An 18,439-nucleotide genomic window follows, 5' to 3' on the forward strand; every position below is an offset into this window, starting at 1 on the left:
GACAGGCAAGGGCAGGCTTACCATGTTTGGGAAACGTGTTTCGTTCCTTGTCGCACCATCTTTACCGCCCCTCGTAGCCTTCGGGCTGCCCCAAAGTTTTTCGCATCCGAAGGCGCTTCTCGGGCCACGAAATTCGCGTCAGCAGCGAGGGGCTATAGAGGAGCTTTTTGATGATCCACGGGAACAAAAAAATTCAAAATGCCACCGGCTACCACCATGCGCACCTCAAATAGAGTCCTAGTGACTGGGGAATTGAGCCAGCGGGTTTTTCCGATTTCACTTGCGCTGCTCCCGCTGGGAGCTATCGCAATTTCGCTCGCCGTGGCCATCCATATTGCTGTGGGCATTGTTGTCACGGTGCTGTGCTGCGCTGGGTTTAGTTTTCTGCATCTCCGCCAGGAGCGGTACCCGCTTCGGACCGCGCACTTCATTGCTGGAATTTCATTGTTCGTGGTCATCTGCGCGATGAGCGCGGCCGCGATTGTTTGGCGCAGCGCCGGTGAAGGCTGCTACGGGATTCCGGCGGTGGTCTGATGAGTTCGCAAACACAAGCGTCACACTTTGATCACATCCAGTGGCGGCGGCGAAGTGCATGGGTAGCCCTCGCCGCTTTAGTTCATTTGGCGCTGCTCTATGGCTTTATCTGGTTGCAGTCGCCGCTGTATAAGTCGGCGGAAGTGACAACCACGATGGGGTTGGGGATTGAAATTTCTAACGGCTATTTCACCCTCGCCATCATTGGCTCCTACCTGGTAGCTGGCTTTGTCGTGATCAGCAGCTACCTTGGTTGGCGGTGCAAGCCAGAAAGGGTCTTCAACGGAGTTTTCCTGACCGTATACGCATTTTTGATCGCTGTGGTTTTTGTGGGGATGTTCGCCGCGGAGCTGCTCGTGGGGTGCCTGACTGGCGAAGGGGTGGTGTACCTATGGTGAAGTTCGGCCCTGTCTACCCGGTGGTACTTCTTGTGCCCGCAGCTACCGTGGCGGCTTTCCTCTTGGGCGGGTTTGAGCCGCGAACTGCCGTGATTGGATGTGTGATTCTCGGTGGCGTTGTTGGCGCGATGCACCTTCTAACCTCCGGCAGACTCATACAGGCAGTGTCACTGGCTGTGTCTTTGGCGGTTGCTTGGTCGGGCTTAGCTGTGATGACGCATCACTATGCGAGCACTCGCGCAAGCGAGTGCGTTTCGATCGCAGACCGATTCGAGGAGCGCAGTCTTGGTGAGTAGTTCTTCTGGAAATGCTGCTTTTGATCCACAGCTCGGGCAATCAGGTGGCCTCGGCGGGAGTATCCCGCCGGATGCGGCCAACGCACCTGGCGCAGACCACACTGCCGGTTTTTCCGGGCTGTTGATTCTCAGCGGAGTCTATGTGGCTGTGTTTGCTTTCACCGCTAGTTTCCCGGTGCTTGCCAACGACACGTTTAGGCAGTTCTTTATCGGCCCCTTTGGTTTGCGCATGGTCAGTTTTGGGTTGTGTTCCCTTGTTGCCATCACCGCGTGCACTCACGTGGCAACCGCGGCCCCGTGGGATCGGGGGCGGCGGGTGTTGAGCGGCTTGCTCGTGGCAACTCTTTCGGCGCTGGCGCTGTGTGGTCTTGGTGTGCTGTGGGTACTACAAGGCCCGGTGGCCTATTGCTAGCTTCCACCCCGCAGTGTCTTTTCGTGGCCGCTTTCACAAACCGCAGCCCACCGGTGTCACCTTTTGAGGTGGTCGTTTCGACGCGAACACCTCTTGCTGTGCGCGTGTTTTTGAGTTTGGAAGCGCGAAAGGCCCTCACGGTGAAGGAAGTCTCGCCGCTTGGCTCGCATTCGCGTTTGAGCACACCCATATTCCCCCTTGCCGGCTGCTAGTTTCGGCTGGTTAATGGGCACTTCTTCACAATTTTTGCGAACACAGTTGGCTTTTTGTGTGTTAGGCCATATGATGTGCGCTACAGAGATGGCACTCACAGTGTGTGAGGCCACTGTTTTTCGAGGAGAACTACCCCTTTGTCTCGGATTGGCGGACGGATTCGTCCCACTGGCGATAGGCCACCGGTGTAATTGACTCGCATGTGGCGCGTGAGTTTTTCGCGACTTTCTCGCGCCCTCGAGCATCCCTACCCCCTTTGTTATTTCACCTGTTGTTAACGGCTGCGCACCCAAGCAGTCTGTTTTCACGAGCCTAATTTCTGGAGAACCCATGTCTTCTACCCGTAATCCTGCTGCGCACACCCCGCTAGCTAACTCCGCTGATCTGGATCAGGCCGTCGACCGCGCCGTCCAGCTCGCCCACACCTGGATTGATGCCACCGGCAAGCAGGCGTCCAAGAAGGAAGCCGCTTCCACCGAGCAGTTGGCCGCCATGGTGCGTAACGCTGATGGTGTTGCTTTCACCATGGACTTCGTCGATCGTGTTGCCCGCCCCGAGGACAACAAGGTCGCAGCCCGCGAGCTGGCGAACCTGGCCAGCCCGCTGGGTGGTCGTGCCAATGTTCCGGACGAAATCATGAGCACCCTGGACTACCTGCTGCTGTCTAGTGGTGCTGTGGTTGCGCCGTGGGTGCCTGGTATCGCTATGCCGCTGGCCCGTAAGCGCCTGCGCCAGCTGGTGGGCCACTTGGTTCTCGACGCGGAGGGCAAGCAGCTTAACGCGTTGTTGGACCGCTCTGCCGATGAGGGTTTCCGCCTCAATGTGAACCTGTTGGGTGAGGCCGTCCTCGGTGAGGCGGAGGCCACCAGCCGCCTGGAGCGCACCGTGAAGCTGCTGCAGAACCCGCGCGTGACCTATGTGTCGGTGAAGGCGTCGAGCGTGTGCGCCCAGCTGAACCCGTGGGACATTGAGGGCAACACCGAGCGCCTCAAGGAGCGCCTGCGCCCGCTGTACCGCCAGGCGGTTTCTCGTTCCCCGCACCCCTTCATCAACCTGGACATGGAGGAGTACAAGGACCTTGGCCTGACGGTGAAGCTGTTCAAGGAGCTGTTGTCCGAGGAGGAGTTCCTTAACCTGGAGGCCGGCATCGTGCTGCAGGCCTACTTGCCGGATACTTTCGACGCTTTGCAGGAGCTGCTGGAGTTCGCCCACGAGCGTGTGAAGGCCGGTGGCGCCCCGGTGAAGGTGCGTCTGGTCAAGGGCGCGAACCTGTCGATGGAGAAGGTGGAGGCTGAGCTGCACGATTGGGAGCAGGCCCCCTACTTCACCAAGGATGATGTGGATGCGAACTACCTGCGCCTGATGGACTATGTCCTGCAGCCGGAAAACGCTGATGTGCTGCGGGTGGGTGTCGCTTCCCAGAACATGTTCACCGTGGCTATCGCCCACGAGTTGGCCAAGGCCCGCGGTGTGGAGCGTCAGCTCGACATTGAGATGCTGCAGGGCATGGCGCCCGCGCAGGCGCGTGCGGTGCGCGACGTGGTGGGGGATCTGATCCTGTACACCCCGGTGGTGCACTCCGAGGAATTCGATGTGGCGGTCAGCTACCTGGTGCGCCGCCTGGAGGAAAACGGTGCGAGCCAGAACTTCCTCTACGCCCTGTTCGCTCCCGAGGTCGCCGCCGCTGATGGTTTGACCCCGCTGCAGGATCAGGAGCGGGTGTTCCGCAATGCGGTTGCTAACCGTTGGGAGACTTTCGCCGGCCCGAACCGAACCCAGGATCGTCGCGACGAGCAGGGTTGTTCTTCCGGAAGCGTGCCCGGCCACTTCGTGGGCGAGCCGGATACCGACCCGGCGCTGCCGCAAAACCGCCAGTGGGCGATCGAGGCTTTGGCGGCCGACCCGGGTGCGGTGCAGTCGCCGCGGGTCACCGATGTGGCGGCCGTTGATGAGGCCGTTGCTCGCGCGGTGGCTGCCGGTGAGCAGTTCGGCAAGAAAACCGGCGCGGAGCGCGCCACGCTGCTGGACCAGGCCGCGGAGGCACTGGCACGCGGCCGCGGCCAGCTGATCACCGTGATGACCCACGAGGCCGGCAAGACCGTTGGTGAGGCCGACCCGGAGGTCAGCGAGGCTATCGACTTTGCCCGCTACTACGCCGAGTCCGCCCGCAAGCTGGACAACACCCCGGGCATGCGTTTCCTGTCCCCGCGGGTGGTTGTGGTGACCCCGCCGTGGAACTTCCCCGTCGCCATCCCCATGGGTGGTGTCTTCGCTGCCCTGGCTGCCGGTGCCTCCGTGGTCATCAAGCCGGCCCCGCAGGTGGTGCGCTGCGCCGAGGTTGCGATCTCCTTGCTGCGCGAGGCCGGTATCGGCGAGGACCTGGTGTGCCTGCTCAACGCCGACGAGGGTGAGGCCGGCAAGCGCCTGGTCTCCCACCCCGATGTCGACCACGTCATCCTCACCGGCGCATCCGACACTGCCCGCCTGTTCACCTCCTTCAAGCCGGACATGCGCCTGTCCGCTGAGACCAGCGGCAAGAACGCCATCATCGTCACCCCGAGCGCCGACCCGGATTTGGCGGTCGCCGACGTCTACAAGTCCGCCTTCGGCCACGCCGGCCAGAAGTGCTCCGCCGCGTCCCTGGTCATCCTGGTGGGCTCCATGGGCCAGTCCAAGCGCTTCATCGGCCAGCTCAAAGATGCGGTGACCTCCCTGCACGTGGGCCCCGGCACCGACATTTCCACCACCATGAACGGCCTGATTGAGGCCCCCGGTGAGAAGCTGAAGCGCGGCCTGACCCAGCTGGAGCCCGGCGAGACCTGGCTGGTCCAACCCAAGCAGCTCGACGCCGAGGGCCGCCTGTGGTCCCCGGGTGTGCGCGATGGCGTCAAGCCCGGCAGCTGGTTCCACACCAACGAGTGCTTCGGCCCGGTGCTCGGCATCATGCGCGCCGACACCCTCGAAGAAGCCATCGAGATCCAAAACACCACCGGCTACGGCCTGACCGGCGGCCTGCACTCCCTCGACGAGGACGAGATCGCCTACTGGAAGGAGCACGTGGAGGTCGGCAACGCCTACATCAACCGCGGCATCACCGGCGCCATCGTGCAGCGCCAGTCCTTCGGCGGCTGGAAGGACTCCGCCGTCGGTGCCGGCGCTAAGGCCGGCGGCCCGAACTACGTGCCGCACCTCGGCCGGTGGGAAGAAGTCGACTCTGCCCTGCTGCCGCAGGCCACCATCACCCTGAAGGTGGCCCAAGCCCTCAAGGAGCTCACCGCCACCGCCGGCCTGAGCGAGCAAGACGTGGTGTGGCTGCGCCACGCCGCCAGCAGCGACGCCCACGCCTGGGCCACCGAGTTCGGCGTCGAGCACGACCCGACCGGCCTGGTGTGCGAATCCAACGTCTTCCGCTACCGCCCCATGCTGGAGCCACTGCAGGTGCGCCTGGGCCGTGGCTTCAACATGCGTGACGCCATCCGCCTGCACCTCGGTTCCCTGCTGACCGGCACCCGCCTGGAGTTCACCTCCGCGGAGGAAACCAACGTGCCCGGCATCGCCGTAAACACCCTGTCCGACGAGGCCTTCGCCGCGCGTATCGGCGCCCGCAACAACGCCCGCGTCCGCGTGCTCGGGGAAGTTCCCGCCGGCCTGTACGACGCGGCCGCGAAGTCCCTGGCCTGCATCCTTGCCGGCCCAGCACTAGCCGACGGTCGCCGTGAGCTGCTGCACCAGCTGCAGGAGCAGGCTGTCAGCCACACCCGCCACCGCTTCGGCGTGGTGCGCGGCGTCTAAAACAGCACCAGCGACACCACAGTGGTGGCCGCAGCCGCGGCCACCACGCTCAGCCCGACCACCCTCAAGGTGGTCTTCGGGCCAAAAGCGCCCCACTGCATGGCAACCAGCTTGATGTCCACCATTGGTCCCACGACCATGAAGGCCAGCTGGGCCGGCAGTGGGGCGTTCGTAAATGAAGCAGCCACAAAAGCATCCGCCTCACTACAAATACTCATCACCATCGCCAGCAACATCATCGCCACCACCGACAGCACCAGGTTGTGCCAAGGCATCACCCCAGCGGGGATAAACACCTTCAACGCGGCCGCAATCATGCACCCCAACACCAAGTAGGCGGTGGTGCGCAAAACATCACGAATAAACGTCTCCCCAAAAGACTCGCGGTGGTGATGATGCTCGCAGTGCTCAGCAGACGCTGGAAGGGCGCGCCGACACGCAAAAGCCACCGCGCACGCCGCCACAAAACCGGCAGCAAAACGAGCCACCGCCACCATAGGGGTGGCCTGATAAGCCAAATACGTCGAGATCACGACCAGCGGGTTAATCCCGGGGGCGGCCAGCATGAACGCAATACCGGCGGCCGGAGACAATCCGCGCCGCACCAGCCCACTAGCAATCGGCACGCTGGCACACTCACAGGTGGGCAGGAAAACTCCCATGCCCGCCGCCGCGGGCACCGTCCAAAACTTTCCGGCCGGCAAGATGCGCTGCAAAAAATGCGGCGGCAGGTAGGCCGACACCGCGGCGGACAGCACACTGCCCAAGACCACCAGCGGGAACGCCTGCACCACCAAAGACACCACGATGGTGGACCACTGCGCGCCCCGATCGGAAATGGGGGTGCGGGCAAAAAATAGGATCAGGATGCAGCCGATCGCGCCGATAATGGCGGCGCGGACACTCATCACGGGCTGCTCCACCACAGCCGGCTGGGCGGGCGCCCGGAAACGATTATCCGCAAGCGGCGCGCTATGTCTGGGGGCTTCGCGAGTCACAGATAGGGCCTTTCCGGCGCCTTCACCGGCACCACACGCGCATCCACAATGCGCAAAGGATTCTCAACCACGGTGCCCTCCACCCGCACCCACTGCCCATCCTGTGGCGGCGGGCTAGCTACCCGAATCCCATAAGGAACAGCATCAGCGGCACAACAAATCATCCGATAGCGCACCAACGTCCACGGGGTGTACTCATCATCCGGGGTAGGCCACACCTGCCCCACCAGATCCACGTGCTGCCCCACCAGGCTTTGCTGGCCACTATCGTCCTGGGCAAGCTCTAAAAATCCCCGCATGTCCTCACCGGGGCCGGTCGGTTGCAAGGGACGTGCGCCCACAAACGCCAGCAGCGCGGTGGGCACCAGGACCAGCATGACCACCCAATTATTGGCATCCGCGCGGACGCTGCCTTTCCACCACTGCCACACCGCAGCGCACACCACCACGATCGCTGCGACCAGCACCGCACTGGCGTAGGAGGGACGCACATAGTTGTACACCGCGCCGGTAGCCCACAGGGCGCCAAGAGTGCAGCCAATGACAAGCAGCAATAACGCATCGGCACTCGGCAGGCGCATAACTTTCCTCAGTCCTATTGCGTAGATGGGGGAGTTTAGTGGTGAACGATGTCATGACCAGTCTAGGGGGCACGGCGTGCCGTGACGTGGCACACTAGAGCAATGACCAGTAGCGAAACTCCTCGCCGCCGCCCGCGGCGCATCTTCGACCAGTCGGAGAAGATGAAAGATGTCCTGTACGAAATCCGCGGCCCCGTGTCCGCCGAGGCGGAACGCCTCGAACTGGACGGCCACCGCATTTTAAAGCTCAACACCGGCAACCCGGCGATCTTCGGTTTCGACGCGCCCGACGTCATTATGCGCGACATGATCGCCGCGCTGCCGACCTCCCAGGGCTACTCCACCTCAAAGGGCATCATCCCCGCGCGACGCGCCATCGTCACCCGCTATGAAGTCATCGAAGGTTTCCCCTCCTTCGACGTCGACGATGTGTTCCTCGGCAACGGCGTCAGCGAGCTGATTTCCATGGTCACCCAGGCGCTGCTCAACGACGGTGATGAGGTTTTGATCCCGAAGCCGGACTACCCGCTGTGGACCGCCGCCACCTCCCTGGCTGGCGGTAAGCCGGTGCACTACCTGTGCGACGAAGACGACGACTGGAACCCCTCCATCGAAGACATTCGCTCCAAGGTCACCGACAAAACCAAAGCCATCGTGGTGATCAACCCCAACAACCCCACCGGAGCGGTGTATTCGCGCCAGGTGCTGGAAAACATCGCCAATGTGGCCCGCGAATTCGACCTTTTGATCCTGGCGGACGAAATCTACGACCGCATTCTCTACGACGATGCCGAACACATCTCCATGGCGCAGGTCGCGCCGGATGTTCTCACCATCACCTTCAACGGCCTGTCGAAGGCCTACCGGGTGGCCGGCTACCGGGCCGGCTGGATGGTGTTGACCGGCCCGAAAAACCACGCGGCCGGATTCATCGAAGGCCTGGAACTGCTCGCCGGCACCCGCCTGTGCCCGAACGTGCCGGCCCAGCACGCCATCCAGGTCGCGCTCGGCGGGCGCCAATCCATTTTCGAACTCACCGGCAAAGGCGGCCGCCTGCTCGAGCAACGCAACGTGGCATGGCAGAAGCTCAACGAGATCCCCGGGGTGTCCTGCGTGAAACCCATGGGCGCCTTGTATGCGTTCCCCAAGATTGATCTTGAGATGTATGACATCCACGATGACGCCCAGATGATGCTCGACCTGTTGCGGCAGGAAAAGATCCTCTTGGTGCACGGTACGGGCTTTAACTGGCCCACCCCGGACCACTTCCGCGTGGTCACCCTGCCATGGGCGAACGACCTGTCCAACGCCATTGACCGGCTGGGGAATTTCTTGGCTTCCTACAAGCAGTAGGTACAGTTATCCGGGTCTTTCAGAAAAAGCCACTGGAAAAAGAAAAGAGTTTCACTCATGGGCCGACACCATAAAGCCGATGAGACGCCGGTAGATATGCCCGAGTGGGGCTCTACACAGTGGCGTCCCTTCACCGCGCGGGCCACCGGCCGCGACTACCGGGAACCGTTCACCCCCGTGCAATGGGTGCTGACCGTGTTCCTCATCGTCGCTGGCATCGCCACCGCGGTGGGAGTGTGGGTGCTGTGGCCGGAAGACACCCCGGCGAATGTGGCACCCGAATTCGCCACCACTTCTCCCCTACCCCAAAACCAGGTCGATGGCGTGGTTGCGGTCCGGGATCAGGGGTCGTGTAATTCGCCCTCGGTGGGTCGGGTTTTCGACCAGAATCCCGTGGCCCCGCTGGCGGGCTCCCAAGAGCGCTGCGAGCGCGCCATCGTCGACATCACCTCCGGACAAAACGCCGGCAAGCGTACCCTGCTGATGATCGGTAACCACCCGGGCGACCCCACCCTGGAACAAGGCCAGCAGATCCGCATGGCCGAGCAACAGGCCGCCGACGGGTCGGTGGGGTACTCCTTCACGGACTACCAGCGTAAAAACGCGCTGCTGTTCTGGGCGATTCTCACCGCGCTGGCAATCATCGTGGTGGGCGCGTGGCGTGGTGCGCGTTCCCTGCTGGGGTTGACCATCACCCTGGCGGCGGTGGGTTTCTTCCTGCTACCCGCCCTGCTGCGCGGTGGTGATCCTTTGGCCCTGGCCGTGGTGTGCGGCAGCGCCGTGCTGTACGCGGTGCTGTACCTGGTGCACGGTTTCTCGTGGAAGACATCCGCCGCGCTGGCCGGCACGGTCATTTCGTTGGGCTTGGCGGCGCTGCTGGCGAAGTACGCTATTGCGTCCTCCCACTTGCGTGGCTTGGGCAATGAGGACAATTTGCTGATCCAGCTGTATTTGCCGGATGTGACGGTGACCGGTTTGATGCTGTGCGGCTTCATCATCGGTGCGTTGGGTGTGCTCAACGACGTGACGATTGCGCAGGCTTCCACCATTAACGAGTTGGCGGAAATCGAACCGGAGGCCAACCCGTGGCGGCTGTTTAAGGGCGCCATGAAGGTCGGCCGCGACCACATTGCCTCGATGGTGTACACCCTGGTGTTGTCCTACACCGGTGCGGCACTGCCGCTGCTGCTACTAGTCAGCGTTGCTGATCGCCCGCTGGGTCAGGTGTTTACCAGCGATGTGATGGCCACGGAGCTGTTGCGTTCCGCGATTGGTGCGCTGGCGTTGGCGCTGGCGGTGCCGATCACCACGATCATTGCCGCGTTCACGGTGGTGGGCCGCCGCCGTTTAGAGGAAGCGACCCACATGCACCCTTAGGCGCGCCCCATGGCGTGGATGTCGAAGCCGGCATCCCGCCACGCCTGGCGATCTAGTGCGTTGCGCCCGTCGATGACGACGGGGCGGCGCACTATTTTTTTGACCTCTTGCGGGTCCAGGTTGGTGTATTCGTCCCATTCGGTGGCGAGCACCACCAGGTCGGCGCCACGCAGCGCGGTGAGGGTGTCGGCCTCATACGCCAGGGTGGGGAACACTCGCTGCGCGCCGGCCAGAGCTTTGGGGTCAGTGACAGTGACGTGGGCGCCCGCCAGGTTCAAAGCGCCGGCAACGGCCAGTGCTGGGGAGTCACGCACGTCATCGCTATTGGGTTTAAAGGCGGCGCCGAGGACGGTCACGCGGACCCCAATCAGGTTGCCGCCGCAAGCTTCCCGGGCCATCTGCACGAGGTGTTCGCGGCGACGCAGGTTAATGGCGTCGACTTCCCGCAAAAAGGTCAGCGCCTCGTTGGCGCCGAGTTCACCGGCGCGCGCCATGAAGGCGCGGATGTCTTTGGGCAGGCAGCCACCGCCGAATCCGAGGCCGGCGCCGAGGAATTTCGGCCCGATGCGATCATCTAATCCGAGGGCGTGCGCCAGGTCGACGATGTCAGCGCCGGCGACTTCGCAGATTTCGGAGACGGCGTTGATGAAGGAGATTTTGGTGGCCAGGAAGGCGTTGGCGCTGGTTTTGACCAATTCGGCGGTGGCCAGGTCGGTGACGATGACGGGTGTGCCTTCGGCAATTGGTTGGGCGTAGACCTGGGTGAGTGTTTCGGCGGCGGTGCTGCCGTCGCGGACTCCCATGACGATTCGGTCGGGGTGGAGGGTGTCGTTGACGGCGTGCCCTTCGCGCAGAAACTCTGGATTCCACATCACTTCCAGGTGGGGGTAGCGCTGCTGGAGGTCGGCGGCGGTGCCGACGGGGACGGTGGATTTGCCGATGAGGAGGTGTTCGCCGCGCAGGTGTTCGGCGATGCTGTCGACGGCGGCGTGCAGGTAGTTGAGGTCGGCGGCGAAGCTGCCGGCTTGTTGGGGGGTGCCGACGCCGATGAAGTGGATGTTGGCAAATTCGGCGGCTTCGGCCGGGTCGGTGGTGAAGCGGAGGCGACCTGATTGGGTGTGCTTGGCGAGGAGTTCGTCGAGGCCTGGCTCGTAGAAGGGGGTGGTGCCTGCGGCGAGTTGGGTGATTTTGTGTTCGTCGACGTCGAGGCCGAGGACCTCGTGTCCGAGTTCTGCCATGCAGGCGGCGTGGGTTGCGCCGAGGTAGCCGGTGCCAATCATGGTCATTTTCATGGCCACCACCCTAGTGGGGTTTGGGTGTGTTGTGGGGTTGGTATACCCCCGTGTCTTTGTGGGGTTGAGCTGGGTGTTGGTGGGTGAAATGTTTCGGCGCCGACAACTATTGGGCGCGTGTGTGCTGCTTGTGTGGGCTGCGGTGTGGTGTTGTGTGCGGCCGTGGTGTGCGCTGTGCCCGGTGGGGTTGGGTGGTGGTTTTAGTGTGGGTGCTCGGCGAGCCAGTCACGGGCGATGGTGTAGGCGCTGGCTTTTTCTTCGCCGATGCTGCGGGTGTTGAGGGCGACCATGTCTTCGGTGGTGAGTTGTTGGTTGACGCGGGCGAGGACGGCGAGTGCTTCGGCGGGGACTTCCTTGCGGGCGACAGGCAGGATGTGTTGGGGCAGGATGAGTTGTTTGGGGTCGGCGAGTTCGACGAGGTCGAGGGGTTGGCCTTTGTCGTCGAGGGTGGGGCTGGTGGTGTAGATGTCGGCGAGTTGGGCGCGTCCGGCGGATAGTGCGGCGATGGTTAGTGGGCCACCGCCGTCGGCGATGGGCAGCATGGTGATCTCGGTGGCGCCGTAGAGCTCTTGGAGTCCTTCGGGGCCGTATGGGCGGGTGGCGAGTTCGGGGTTGCCGGCGAGGGTGAATCCGCCGATTTCTGGGAGTTGTTCGAGGCTGGTGATGCCGAGGCTGGGCAGGACTCGGTAGGAGTCGCGGGATTCGGCGGGGGCTTGGGCGCCGACTTTGAGGTCTGTGGGGAGGTATTGCTTGAGTGCTTGGTCGACGTCTTCTTCCCCGCTGCCGGGTGGTAGGGGGTTGGGGGCGAAGAATTGGGCGAGGTTGCCCGAGTAGTCGGGCACGATGTCGACGGAGCCTTCTTCGACGGCGCCGAGGTAGACCTCGCGGGAGCCGATGCCGGGGATGACGTTGACGTCGTAGCCGTTGTCGCGCAGGGCGCCGGCCCAGATGCGGGCGATGATTTCAGATTCGGGGAAGTTGGCGGCCCCGATGGTAATCCCGTCGCCGCCAACACTATAGGGGCTGGTGGAGCAGGCGGATACAACCAGTGCGAGGCTGGCGAGCAGTGCGCTGAGGAGCTTTTTCATTAGTTGTGCTCCAGTCGTTTTTGTGCCAGTGCCAGGGGTGCGTCGATGACGAGTGCGCTGATGGCGACGAGGAGGGCGCCGGCGATCATTTGGGGGAAGTCGCGGACGGCGAGCCCGTCGAGCAGGAGGCGGCCGAGTCCGCCGAGGCCGATGTAGGCGGCGATGGTGGCGGTGGCGATGATTTGCAGCATGGAGGAGCGGATGCCGCCGATGATGGGTCCGGCGGCCAGCGGGATTTCGACTTCGCGGATGACTTGGGCGGGGCTGTAGCCCATGGCGTTGGCGGCGTCGATGATGGGCCGGTCGATGGCGGCCACGCCGGATTGTACGGCGGCGAGGATGGGTGGCACGCCGAGGACGACGAGCACGATGGTGGCGGGCACTAGTGGGCGGGTGACTCCCATGGGTAGGGCGAGGGCGAGCCAGGTGACGAGGCCGAGGGTGGGTAGTGCGCGCAGGGCGCCGCTGGTGGCGAGCACGATGCCGGTGCCTTTGCCGGTGTGGCCGATGGCCAGGCCGATGGGCAGGGCGATGATGAGTGCGATGGCCAGTGCGAGGAAGGAGTAGCCCAGGTGTTGGGCGAGTCGCCAGCCAACGTCGACTCCTTGGAGTGCGTCCAACATGGTGTTATGCCCCCTTTCGGCGGGTCCAGGGCAGGCAGATGAAGCCGATGAGCTGGAGGATGAGGTCGAAGGCGATGGCTAGCAGCACGGTGGCTAGCACCCCGGTGATGATTTCGGTGGGGAAGGATCGGTTGAAGCCGTCGGTAAACAGGCTGCCGAGGGAGGGCACGCCGATGATGGCGCCGATGCTGACCAGGCTGATGGTGCTGGCGCTGACGACGCGCAGGCCTGCCAGCATGACGGGGGCGGCCAGGGGCAGGTCGACGGTGAGGATGCGGCGCAGGCGCGGATACCCCATGGCGTTGGCTGCGGCGATGGGTTCGGGTGGCAGGTGCAGGAAGGCGTCGGTGGTGCTGCGCACTTGGAGGGCGAGCCCGTAGAGGGTGAGTGCGATGACGACGTTGATTGGCGCCAGGATGGAGGTGCCGATCAGTGGGGGTAGCAGCACGAAGACGGCTAGGGAGGGGATGGCGTAGAGGATGCCGGAGCCGGCGAGGATGAGGCTGCGGAGTTTGGGACGCGCGGCGGCGAGGTATCCCAGGGGGAGGGCGATCAGTCCGGCGAGCACGATGGGTGGCCAGGACAGCCAGATGTGGCTGGTGATCAGTGTCCAGATGTATTCGGCGTTGTCGGGGATCCAGGAAAGACGCACTAGGACACCAGCCCGGTGACGCGTCCGTTGCGGTCGACGACGACGGTGTCGTTGCCGCGTTTTTCGATGGTGACTTGGCGGTCGCGGGCGCCGACGAAATCGGCGACGAAGTCGCTGGCCGGTTTGGTGATCAGCTCGTCGGCGCTGCCGGCTTGGGCGATCACGCCGCCTTTTTCCAGTAGCACGATGTTGTCGGCCAGTAGGAAGGCTTCGTCGATGTCGTGGGTGACGAAGACGATGGTTTTGTTGAGTTTGCGCTGCAGGTTGAGGATTTCGTCTTGCAGGTCGCGGCGCACTAGCGGGTCGATGGCGCCGAAGGGCTCATCCATGAGCAGGATGTTGGGGTCGTGCGCAAGGGCGCGGGCCACGCCGACGCGTTGGGCTTGGCCGCCGGAGAGTTCACCGGGGTAGCGGCTGGCGAGTGCCCGGTCGAGTCCGAGGATGTCCATCAGTTCCAGGGCGCGGGCGCGGGCGGCGTCTTTGGGTTCGCCGCACAGCCGGGGCACGGTGGTGATGTTGTCGAGCACGCTGCGGTGGGGCAACAGGCCGGAGTTTTGGATGACGTAGCCGATGGAGCGGCGCAGCGCCACGGGGTCGCGGTCGGCGATGTCTTCTCCGTCGATACACACCCGCCCCGCGGTGGGGGTCACCATCCGGTTGATGCACCGCAGCAGGGTGGTTTTCCCCGAACCTGAGCTTCCCACCAGGGCGGTGGTGGTGCCGGTGGGCACCGTGTAGCTGAAGTCTTTGACTGCGGGTTTGTCTGTCCCGGGGTAGGTGACTTGGACGTGTTCGAAGGAGATCATTTATTCCTCGTCGACGAAGTTTAAGTAGGCCTTGGATGGGGTGGGGCCGCGCTGGCCTTGGTATTTGCTGCCCAGGCTGCCGGCGCCGTAGGGGGTTTCGGCGGGGCTGGACATGCCGAACAACGCCAGCTGTCCGACCTTCATTCCGGGCCACAGGGTGATGGGCAGGTTCGCCACGTTGGATAGTTCGAGGGTGATGTGGCCGGAAAAGCCCGGGTCGATGAAGCCGGCGGTGGAGTGCGTGAGCAGCCCCAGGCGGCCGAGGGAGGATTTGCCTTCCAGGCGGCCGGCCAGGTTGGCGGGCAGGGTGAATTTTTCCAGGGTGGCTCCCAGTACGAACTCGCCGGGGTGCAGCACGAAGGGTTCGCCTGCGGGCACTTCGACCAGGGTGGTCAGCTCGTCTTGCTGCAGCTTGGGGTCGATGTGGGTGTAGCGGGAGTTGTTGAACACCCGAAACAGCCCGTCCATGCGCACGTCGATGCTGGACGGCTGGATGAGCTTGGGGTCGAAGGGTTCGATGACGAGCTCGCCGGCATCGATGGTGGCCTTAATATCGCGATCTGAAAGAAGCACGGTTCACCAGTTTAGTGAATGATGCGCGCATCAGCCCGGTGAAAAGCTGTGCATGATCCCCCCAACGGCCGCCTGGGGGTGTGTGGCAGATGCGTCTGTTGCCTGCGCAGCGCCTGCTTCGTACCCGGTGTTGGGGTACCACCCCTGCGGGTGTGGTGCCCGCAGCTTTCGCCCGGGTATTTCTGCGCGCTGACAGGGTGTGTGCGGGTTGGGGGTGGTGGTTTTTGCAGCACCAATGAGCGAATCTGCACTCATTTTTTGTCCGCCGTGGTCTCACTGGGCCTTCTTGGACCTTTTGGGGGCGCTGTTGCGGCTTTGGGACGTTTTGGGTGGTTAATGCTGTTCAGCGGGCATTTTTGGGGTGATTCGACAGGGCAGTGCGGATGGTGAGTGCTTGGTGCGGTGTGGGGCGCCGCAGTTGTGAAAGTAGTTCTTTCACTTTTTTGGTATAGTGGGGCGTTTGTAACCATTTCCATGCCTTTTAATGCTTCGTGAAAGTCATCATGTCCTCATCGCGCTATACATCCGCCGCCACCACCGCGCGGCTGACTTCACACCGCTCCGAGTCTGACCACCACCACGCCACCCCGGCCGTCATCGCCGAAGGAATCGGCGTCACCGGCGACCAGGGCCCGGTGTTCGGTCCGCTGGACTTCACCATCCCCGGCGAAGGACTAACCGTCCTGGCCGGCCGCGGCGGATCCGGGCGCACCGCACTTGCGCTGACGATCTCCGGGCGCATGCGCCCCAACAACGGCACCTTGGAGGTGCTCGGCGACACCAACCCGCGCGCCTTCCGCCGCCACGTCGCCATCGCCGGGGTCGAAGAAATCGACCAACTCGACCGCGACGTGAAACTGTCCACCGTGTTCACCGAACACCTCGCCTGGACCCGGCCGTGGTTCTCCCTGCGCAAAAAAGCCGACGAGGACTACTACCGCCGCCTGTGCGAGCCCGTCTTCGGGGACCGCACCCTGCCACCACTTGACGCCTACGTTTCCCAAATCAGCGGCCTCGACCGCATCCTCATCCGCATCTCCCTCGCCCTGGCGCCGGCCGGCGGCGACGAGATCCGAATGCTCGTCATGGACGACATCGAACAAGTCCACGAAATCGACGACCGGCTGGTCCTCATCGGCATCCTGGCGCGACTGTCCGAAACCATGCCCGTCGTCGTCAACGCCGTCAACGAGCTGCCCAAAGAAATCATGCCCCACTACACGCTCATCGAGCTGTTCACCGACGCCGGGCACCTGCAGCCCGAAAACGCCGGCGGCATCAGCGACCTCGTCGACACCATCCGCAGCGACATGCACAGCATCCACACCCCGCGGAACACCCGCACAGCAGAGGAGAACCAGCAGTGATTTCCGGTTTCAACGTCGGCACCGAACTCAGGCGCTTCAAACGCTCCAAACTGGGCCGCATCGCCATCCTGGCGCTGTGCCTGATCCCCCTGCTGTACTCCGCACTGTACCTATGGGGATTCTGGAACCCCTTCGGCAAAGTCAAAGACCTCCCCATCGCCTTCGTCAACGAAGACCGCGGCACCGTCGTCGACGGTAAGCCCCTCAACGCCGGCAACGAAGTCGTCGAAGGGCTCAAAGACAACGACCAAGTCCACTTCGACTTCGTCACCCGCCAAGAAGCACTCGACGGAGTCAAACAAGGCGACTACTACTTCGTCGTCGAACTGACCCCCGATTTCTCCGAGGCAGTCGCCTCCCCCGCCACCGGGCAGCCCCGCCGCGCCGTCATCAACACCATCTACAACGACGCCAACGGCTACCTGTCCACCATGATCGGCGAAAACGTCATGCGCACCATGCTGCCGGTCATCTCCAACAAAATCGGCGCCCAAGCCATCGACAAAGTGCTGCTCGGCGTCCAATCCGCCGGCACCGGACTCGACCAAGCCGCCATGGGCGCCAACGCCCTCGCCAGCGGCGCCGCCCAACTCGACACCGGACTCGACCAAGCCCTCGACGGGGCCAGCGACCTCGCCGACGGCGCCAACAAACTCAACGGCAAATCCCTCGAACTCGCCCAAGGCGCAGACAAACTCGCCGCCGGCACCCAACAACTCAACGGCGCAGTCACCGAAGCCACCGGCAAACTCACCCAACTCACCCAAGGCGTTGACCAACTATCCGGCGGCGTCAACCAGCTCGCCGACGGCGCCGGCCAAATCAACACCGGCGTCCAACAGCTCAAAGGCCGCCTCGACGAAGTCACCGCCGTCCAAGGCAATGCCGCCCGCGACATCACCAACCTCGCCAACCAACTGCGCGGCATCCCCAACCCCGACGTGCAACGCGCCGTGGCCCAACTCGACCAGCTCGCCACCCAAGTCAACACCACCGCACTCGGACCCCAGGCGCCCGCCACCAGCCAGCTCAACCAACTGGCCAACGGCACCCAACAACTCGCCTACCAGCTCGGCGACCCCAACGCCCCCTTCCGCAGCGGCTTCGACCAACTCCACGCCGGCACCGGACAACTGCCCGGCAAACTCGGCGAACTGACCAACGGCGTCAACCAACTCAACTCCGGCGCCCAAGAACTCGCCTCCGGCGCACACCGCCTCCACGACGAAGGCACCCAACCCCTGGCCGAAGGCTCCACCAAACTCGTCGACGGCATCGCCCAACTCGACGACGGCGCCGGCAAACTGGCCGACGGCTCCAACACCCTAGCCACCAAGCTGAAGGAAGGCTCCGAAGCCGTACCCCGCTGGAGCCAAGCACAACGCGAAGGCACCGCCAGCGTCCTCGGCGGACCGGTGGAACTGACCTCCAGCAACGAAGCCGGCGAAAACACCTTCGGTGGCGGCCTCGCCCCCTTCTTCTTCTCCCTGGCCATGTTTATCGGCGGCATGATCATCTTCCTGCTGCTGCGCCCCATGCAAAACCGTGCGGTAGCCTCCGGCGTCGCCCCGCTACGCGCAGCCCTCGACGGCCTGCTGCCCGGCGCCATCATCGCCGCCATCCAAGCAACCGTCATCACCGCCGTCACCCTCTGGGCCGTCGGCCTCGACGCCCGCTACCCCATCTGGCTATTCATCTTCGCCATCGGCGTCTCCATCATGTACACCGCCCTCAACCAGCTGCTCAACGTGGCACTCGGCCCCGGGCCCGGCAAGGTGGCCGCCATGGCTCTGCTGATGTTCATGATCCTGTCCTCCGGCGGCCTCTACCCCGTCCAAACAGAACCCAAACTGTTCCAGGTACTGCACCCCATCAACCCGATGACCTACTCAGTCAACGGCTTCCGCGAACTGATGTACGGCAACCTCGACCACCGCATCTGGATTGCGGCCGGCGCCGTCGCCTTCATCACCGCGCTATGCATCGCACTGACCGCACTATGCGCCCGCCGCGATCGCTTCTGGACCATGAAACGACTCCACCCGGCCATCAGCCTCTAACCCCCCACGCCAAAAGGCCCCACC

General features: G+C 63.6%; 16 protein-coding genes. 8 read left to right on the forward strand and 8 right to left on the reverse strand.

The genetic code is table 11. From position 1 onward, the window contains the following. Window positions 1–240 precede the first annotated feature (240 nt). The 4 genes from CAQU_RS11130 to CAQU_RS11150 all read left to right on the forward strand — a co-directional run bounded on the left by CAQU_RS11130 (window position 241) and on the right by CAQU_RS11150 (window position 5,645). On the forward strand, window positions 241–534 hold the full coding sequence (locus CAQU_RS11130) for a hypothetical protein (RefSeq protein WP_075727760.1): 294 nt from the start codon (window positions 241–243) through the stop codon (window positions 532–534). After that, complete coding sequence (locus CAQU_RS11135; RefSeq protein ID WP_075727762.1) at window positions 534–932, forward strand: hypothetical protein; 399 nt, start codon at window positions 534–536, stop codon at window positions 930–932. Before CAQU_RS11130 ends, CAQU_RS11135 begins: the two co-directional genes overlap by 1 nt. Window positions 933–1,220: 288 nt before the next feature. Further along, window positions 1,221–1,640 carry a hypothetical protein gene (locus CAQU_RS11145; protein WP_075727766.1) on the forward strand — a complete coding sequence of 140 codons (420 nt, stop codon included), beginning with the start codon at window positions 1,221–1,223 and terminating at the stop codon, window positions 1,638–1,640. Between the two features lie 543 nt (window positions 1,641–2,183). Further along, window positions 2,184–5,645: a bifunctional proline dehydrogenase/L-glutamate gamma-semialdehyde dehydrogenase gene (locus CAQU_RS11150; protein WP_075727768.1), complete on the forward strand. Its 3,462-nt coding sequence runs from the start codon at window positions 2,184–2,186 to the stop codon at window positions 5,643–5,645. Here the strand turns inward: CAQU_RS11150 and CAQU_RS11155 are convergent. Continuing rightward, entirely contained in the window at window positions 5,642–6,643 is a 1,002-nt protein-coding gene (locus CAQU_RS11155) for a permease (RefSeq protein ID WP_157109008.1), read from the reverse strand. The genes CAQU_RS11150 and CAQU_RS11155 overlap by 4 nt on opposite strands. Then, window positions 6,640–7,224, reverse strand: coding sequence for a TIGR03943 family putative permease subunit (locus tag CAQU_RS11160; protein ID WP_075727772.1), 585 nt, complete (start codon window positions 7,222–7,224; stop codon window positions 6,640–6,642). Before CAQU_RS11160 ends, CAQU_RS11155 begins: the two co-directional genes overlap by 4 nt. A 102-nt stretch (window positions 7,225–7,326) precedes the next feature. On the opposite strand from CAQU_RS11160, the gene CAQU_RS11165 reads away from it, so the two are divergent. Both CAQU_RS11165 and CAQU_RS11170 read left to right on the forward strand, forming a co-directional pair. Beyond that, entirely contained in the window at window positions 7,327–8,577 is a 1,251-nt protein-coding gene (locus tag CAQU_RS11165) for a pyridoxal phosphate-dependent aminotransferase (RefSeq protein ID WP_075727774.1), read from the forward strand. Between the two features lie 57 nt (window positions 8,578–8,634). After that, window positions 8,635–9,954 carry a YibE/F family protein gene (locus CAQU_RS11170; protein ID WP_075727776.1) on the forward strand — a complete coding sequence of 440 codons (1,320 nt, stop codon included), beginning with the start codon at window positions 8,635–8,637 and terminating at the stop codon, window positions 9,952–9,954. Here the strand turns inward: CAQU_RS11170 and CAQU_RS11175 are convergent. From CAQU_RS11175 to dcd, 6 genes are all read right to left on the reverse strand, one after another. After that, complete coding sequence (locus tag CAQU_RS11175; RefSeq protein ID WP_075727778.1) at window positions 9,951–11,246, reverse strand: UDP-glucose dehydrogenase family protein; 1,296 nt, start codon at window positions 11,244–11,246, stop codon at window positions 9,951–9,953. The genes CAQU_RS11170 and CAQU_RS11175 overlap by 4 nt on opposite strands. Before the next feature lie 200 nt (window positions 11,247–11,446). Then, entirely contained in the window at window positions 11,447–12,334 is an 888-nt protein-coding gene (locus tag CAQU_RS11180; protein ID WP_075727780.1) for an ABC transporter substrate-binding protein, read from the reverse strand. Continuing rightward, window positions 12,334–12,957 carry an ABC transporter permease gene (locus CAQU_RS11185; protein ID WP_075727782.1) on the reverse strand — a complete coding sequence of 208 codons (624 nt, stop codon included), beginning with the start codon at window positions 12,955–12,957 and terminating at the stop codon, window positions 12,334–12,336. Before CAQU_RS11185 ends, CAQU_RS11180 begins: the two co-directional genes overlap by 1 nt. Window positions 12,958–12,961: 4 nt before the next feature. Beyond that, window positions 12,962–13,609, reverse strand: a complete 648-nt coding sequence (locus CAQU_RS11190; protein ID WP_075727784.1) for an ABC transporter permease — start codon at window positions 13,607–13,609, stop codon at window positions 12,962–12,964. Beyond that, window positions 13,609–14,415 carry an ABC transporter ATP-binding protein gene (locus CAQU_RS11195; RefSeq protein WP_075727786.1) on the reverse strand — a complete coding sequence of 269 codons (807 nt, stop codon included), beginning with the start codon at window positions 14,413–14,415 and terminating at the stop codon, window positions 13,609–13,611. The genes CAQU_RS11190 and CAQU_RS11195 overlap by 1 nt, the downstream gene beginning before the upstream one ends. Continuing rightward, window positions 14,416–14,988, reverse strand: a complete 573-nt coding sequence (dcd, locus tag CAQU_RS11200; RefSeq protein WP_075727788.1) for a dCTP deaminase — start codon at window positions 14,986–14,988, stop codon at window positions 14,416–14,418. It abuts the gene before it with no gap. Between the two features lie 503 nt (window positions 14,989–15,491). Here dcd and CAQU_RS11205 point away from each other — a divergent pair. Both CAQU_RS11205 and CAQU_RS11210 read left to right on the forward strand, forming a co-directional pair. After that, window positions 15,492–16,355, forward strand: a complete 864-nt coding sequence (locus CAQU_RS11205) for a hypothetical protein (RefSeq protein WP_075727790.1) — start codon at window positions 15,492–15,494, stop codon at window positions 16,353–16,355. Then, window positions 16,352–18,415 carry a YhgE/Pip domain-containing protein gene (locus tag CAQU_RS11210; protein WP_075727792.1) on the forward strand — a complete coding sequence of 688 codons (2,064 nt, stop codon included), beginning with the start codon at window positions 16,352–16,354 and terminating at the stop codon, window positions 18,413–18,415. Before CAQU_RS11205 ends, CAQU_RS11210 begins: the two co-directional genes overlap by 4 nt. The last annotated feature ends 24 nt before the right edge of the window (window positions 18,416–18,439 follow it).

Origin of the sequence: Corynebacterium aquilae DSM 44791 (assembly GCF_001941445.1) — a bacterium.
Classification (GTDB): domain Bacteria; phylum Actinomycetota; class Actinomycetes; order Mycobacteriales; family Mycobacteriaceae; genus Corynebacterium; species Corynebacterium aquilae.

Coding starts and splice junctions, on each gene's coding strand:
- CAQU_RS11135 (WP_075727762.1), top strand. CDS start 534: ATGAGTTCGCAAACACAAGCGTCACACTTTGATCACATCCAGTGGCGG.
- CAQU_RS11150 (WP_075727768.1), top strand. CDS start 2,184: ATGTCTTCTACCCGTAATCCTGCTGCGCACACCCCGCTAGCTAACTCC.
- CAQU_RS11160 (WP_075727772.1), bottom strand. CDS start 7,224: ATGCGCCTGCCGAGTGCCGATGCGTTATTGCTGCTTGTCATTGGCTGC.
- CAQU_RS11165 (WP_075727774.1), top strand. CDS start 7,327: ATGACCAGTAGCGAAACTCCTCGCCGCCGCCCGCGGCGCATCTTCGAC.
- CAQU_RS11170 (WP_075727776.1), top strand. CDS start 8,635: ATGGGCCGACACCATAAAGCCGATGAGACGCCGGTAGATATGCCCGAG.
- CAQU_RS11175 (WP_075727778.1), bottom strand. CDS start 11,246: ATGAAAATGACCATGATTGGCACCGGCTACCTCGGCGCAACCCACGCC.
- CAQU_RS11180 (WP_075727780.1), bottom strand. CDS start 12,334: ATGAAAAAGCTCCTCAGCGCACTGCTCGCCAGCCTCGCACTGGTTGTA.
- CAQU_RS11185 (WP_075727782.1), bottom strand. CDS start 12,957: ATGTTGGACGCACTCCAAGGAGTCGACGTTGGCTGGCGACTCGCCCAA.
- CAQU_RS11195 (WP_075727786.1), bottom strand. CDS start 14,415: ATGATCTCCTTCGAACACGTCCAAGTCACCTACCCCGGGACAGACAAA.
- CAQU_RS11205 (WP_075727790.1), top strand. CDS start 15,492: ATGTCCTCATCGCGCTATACATCCGCCGCCACCACCGCGCGGCTGACT.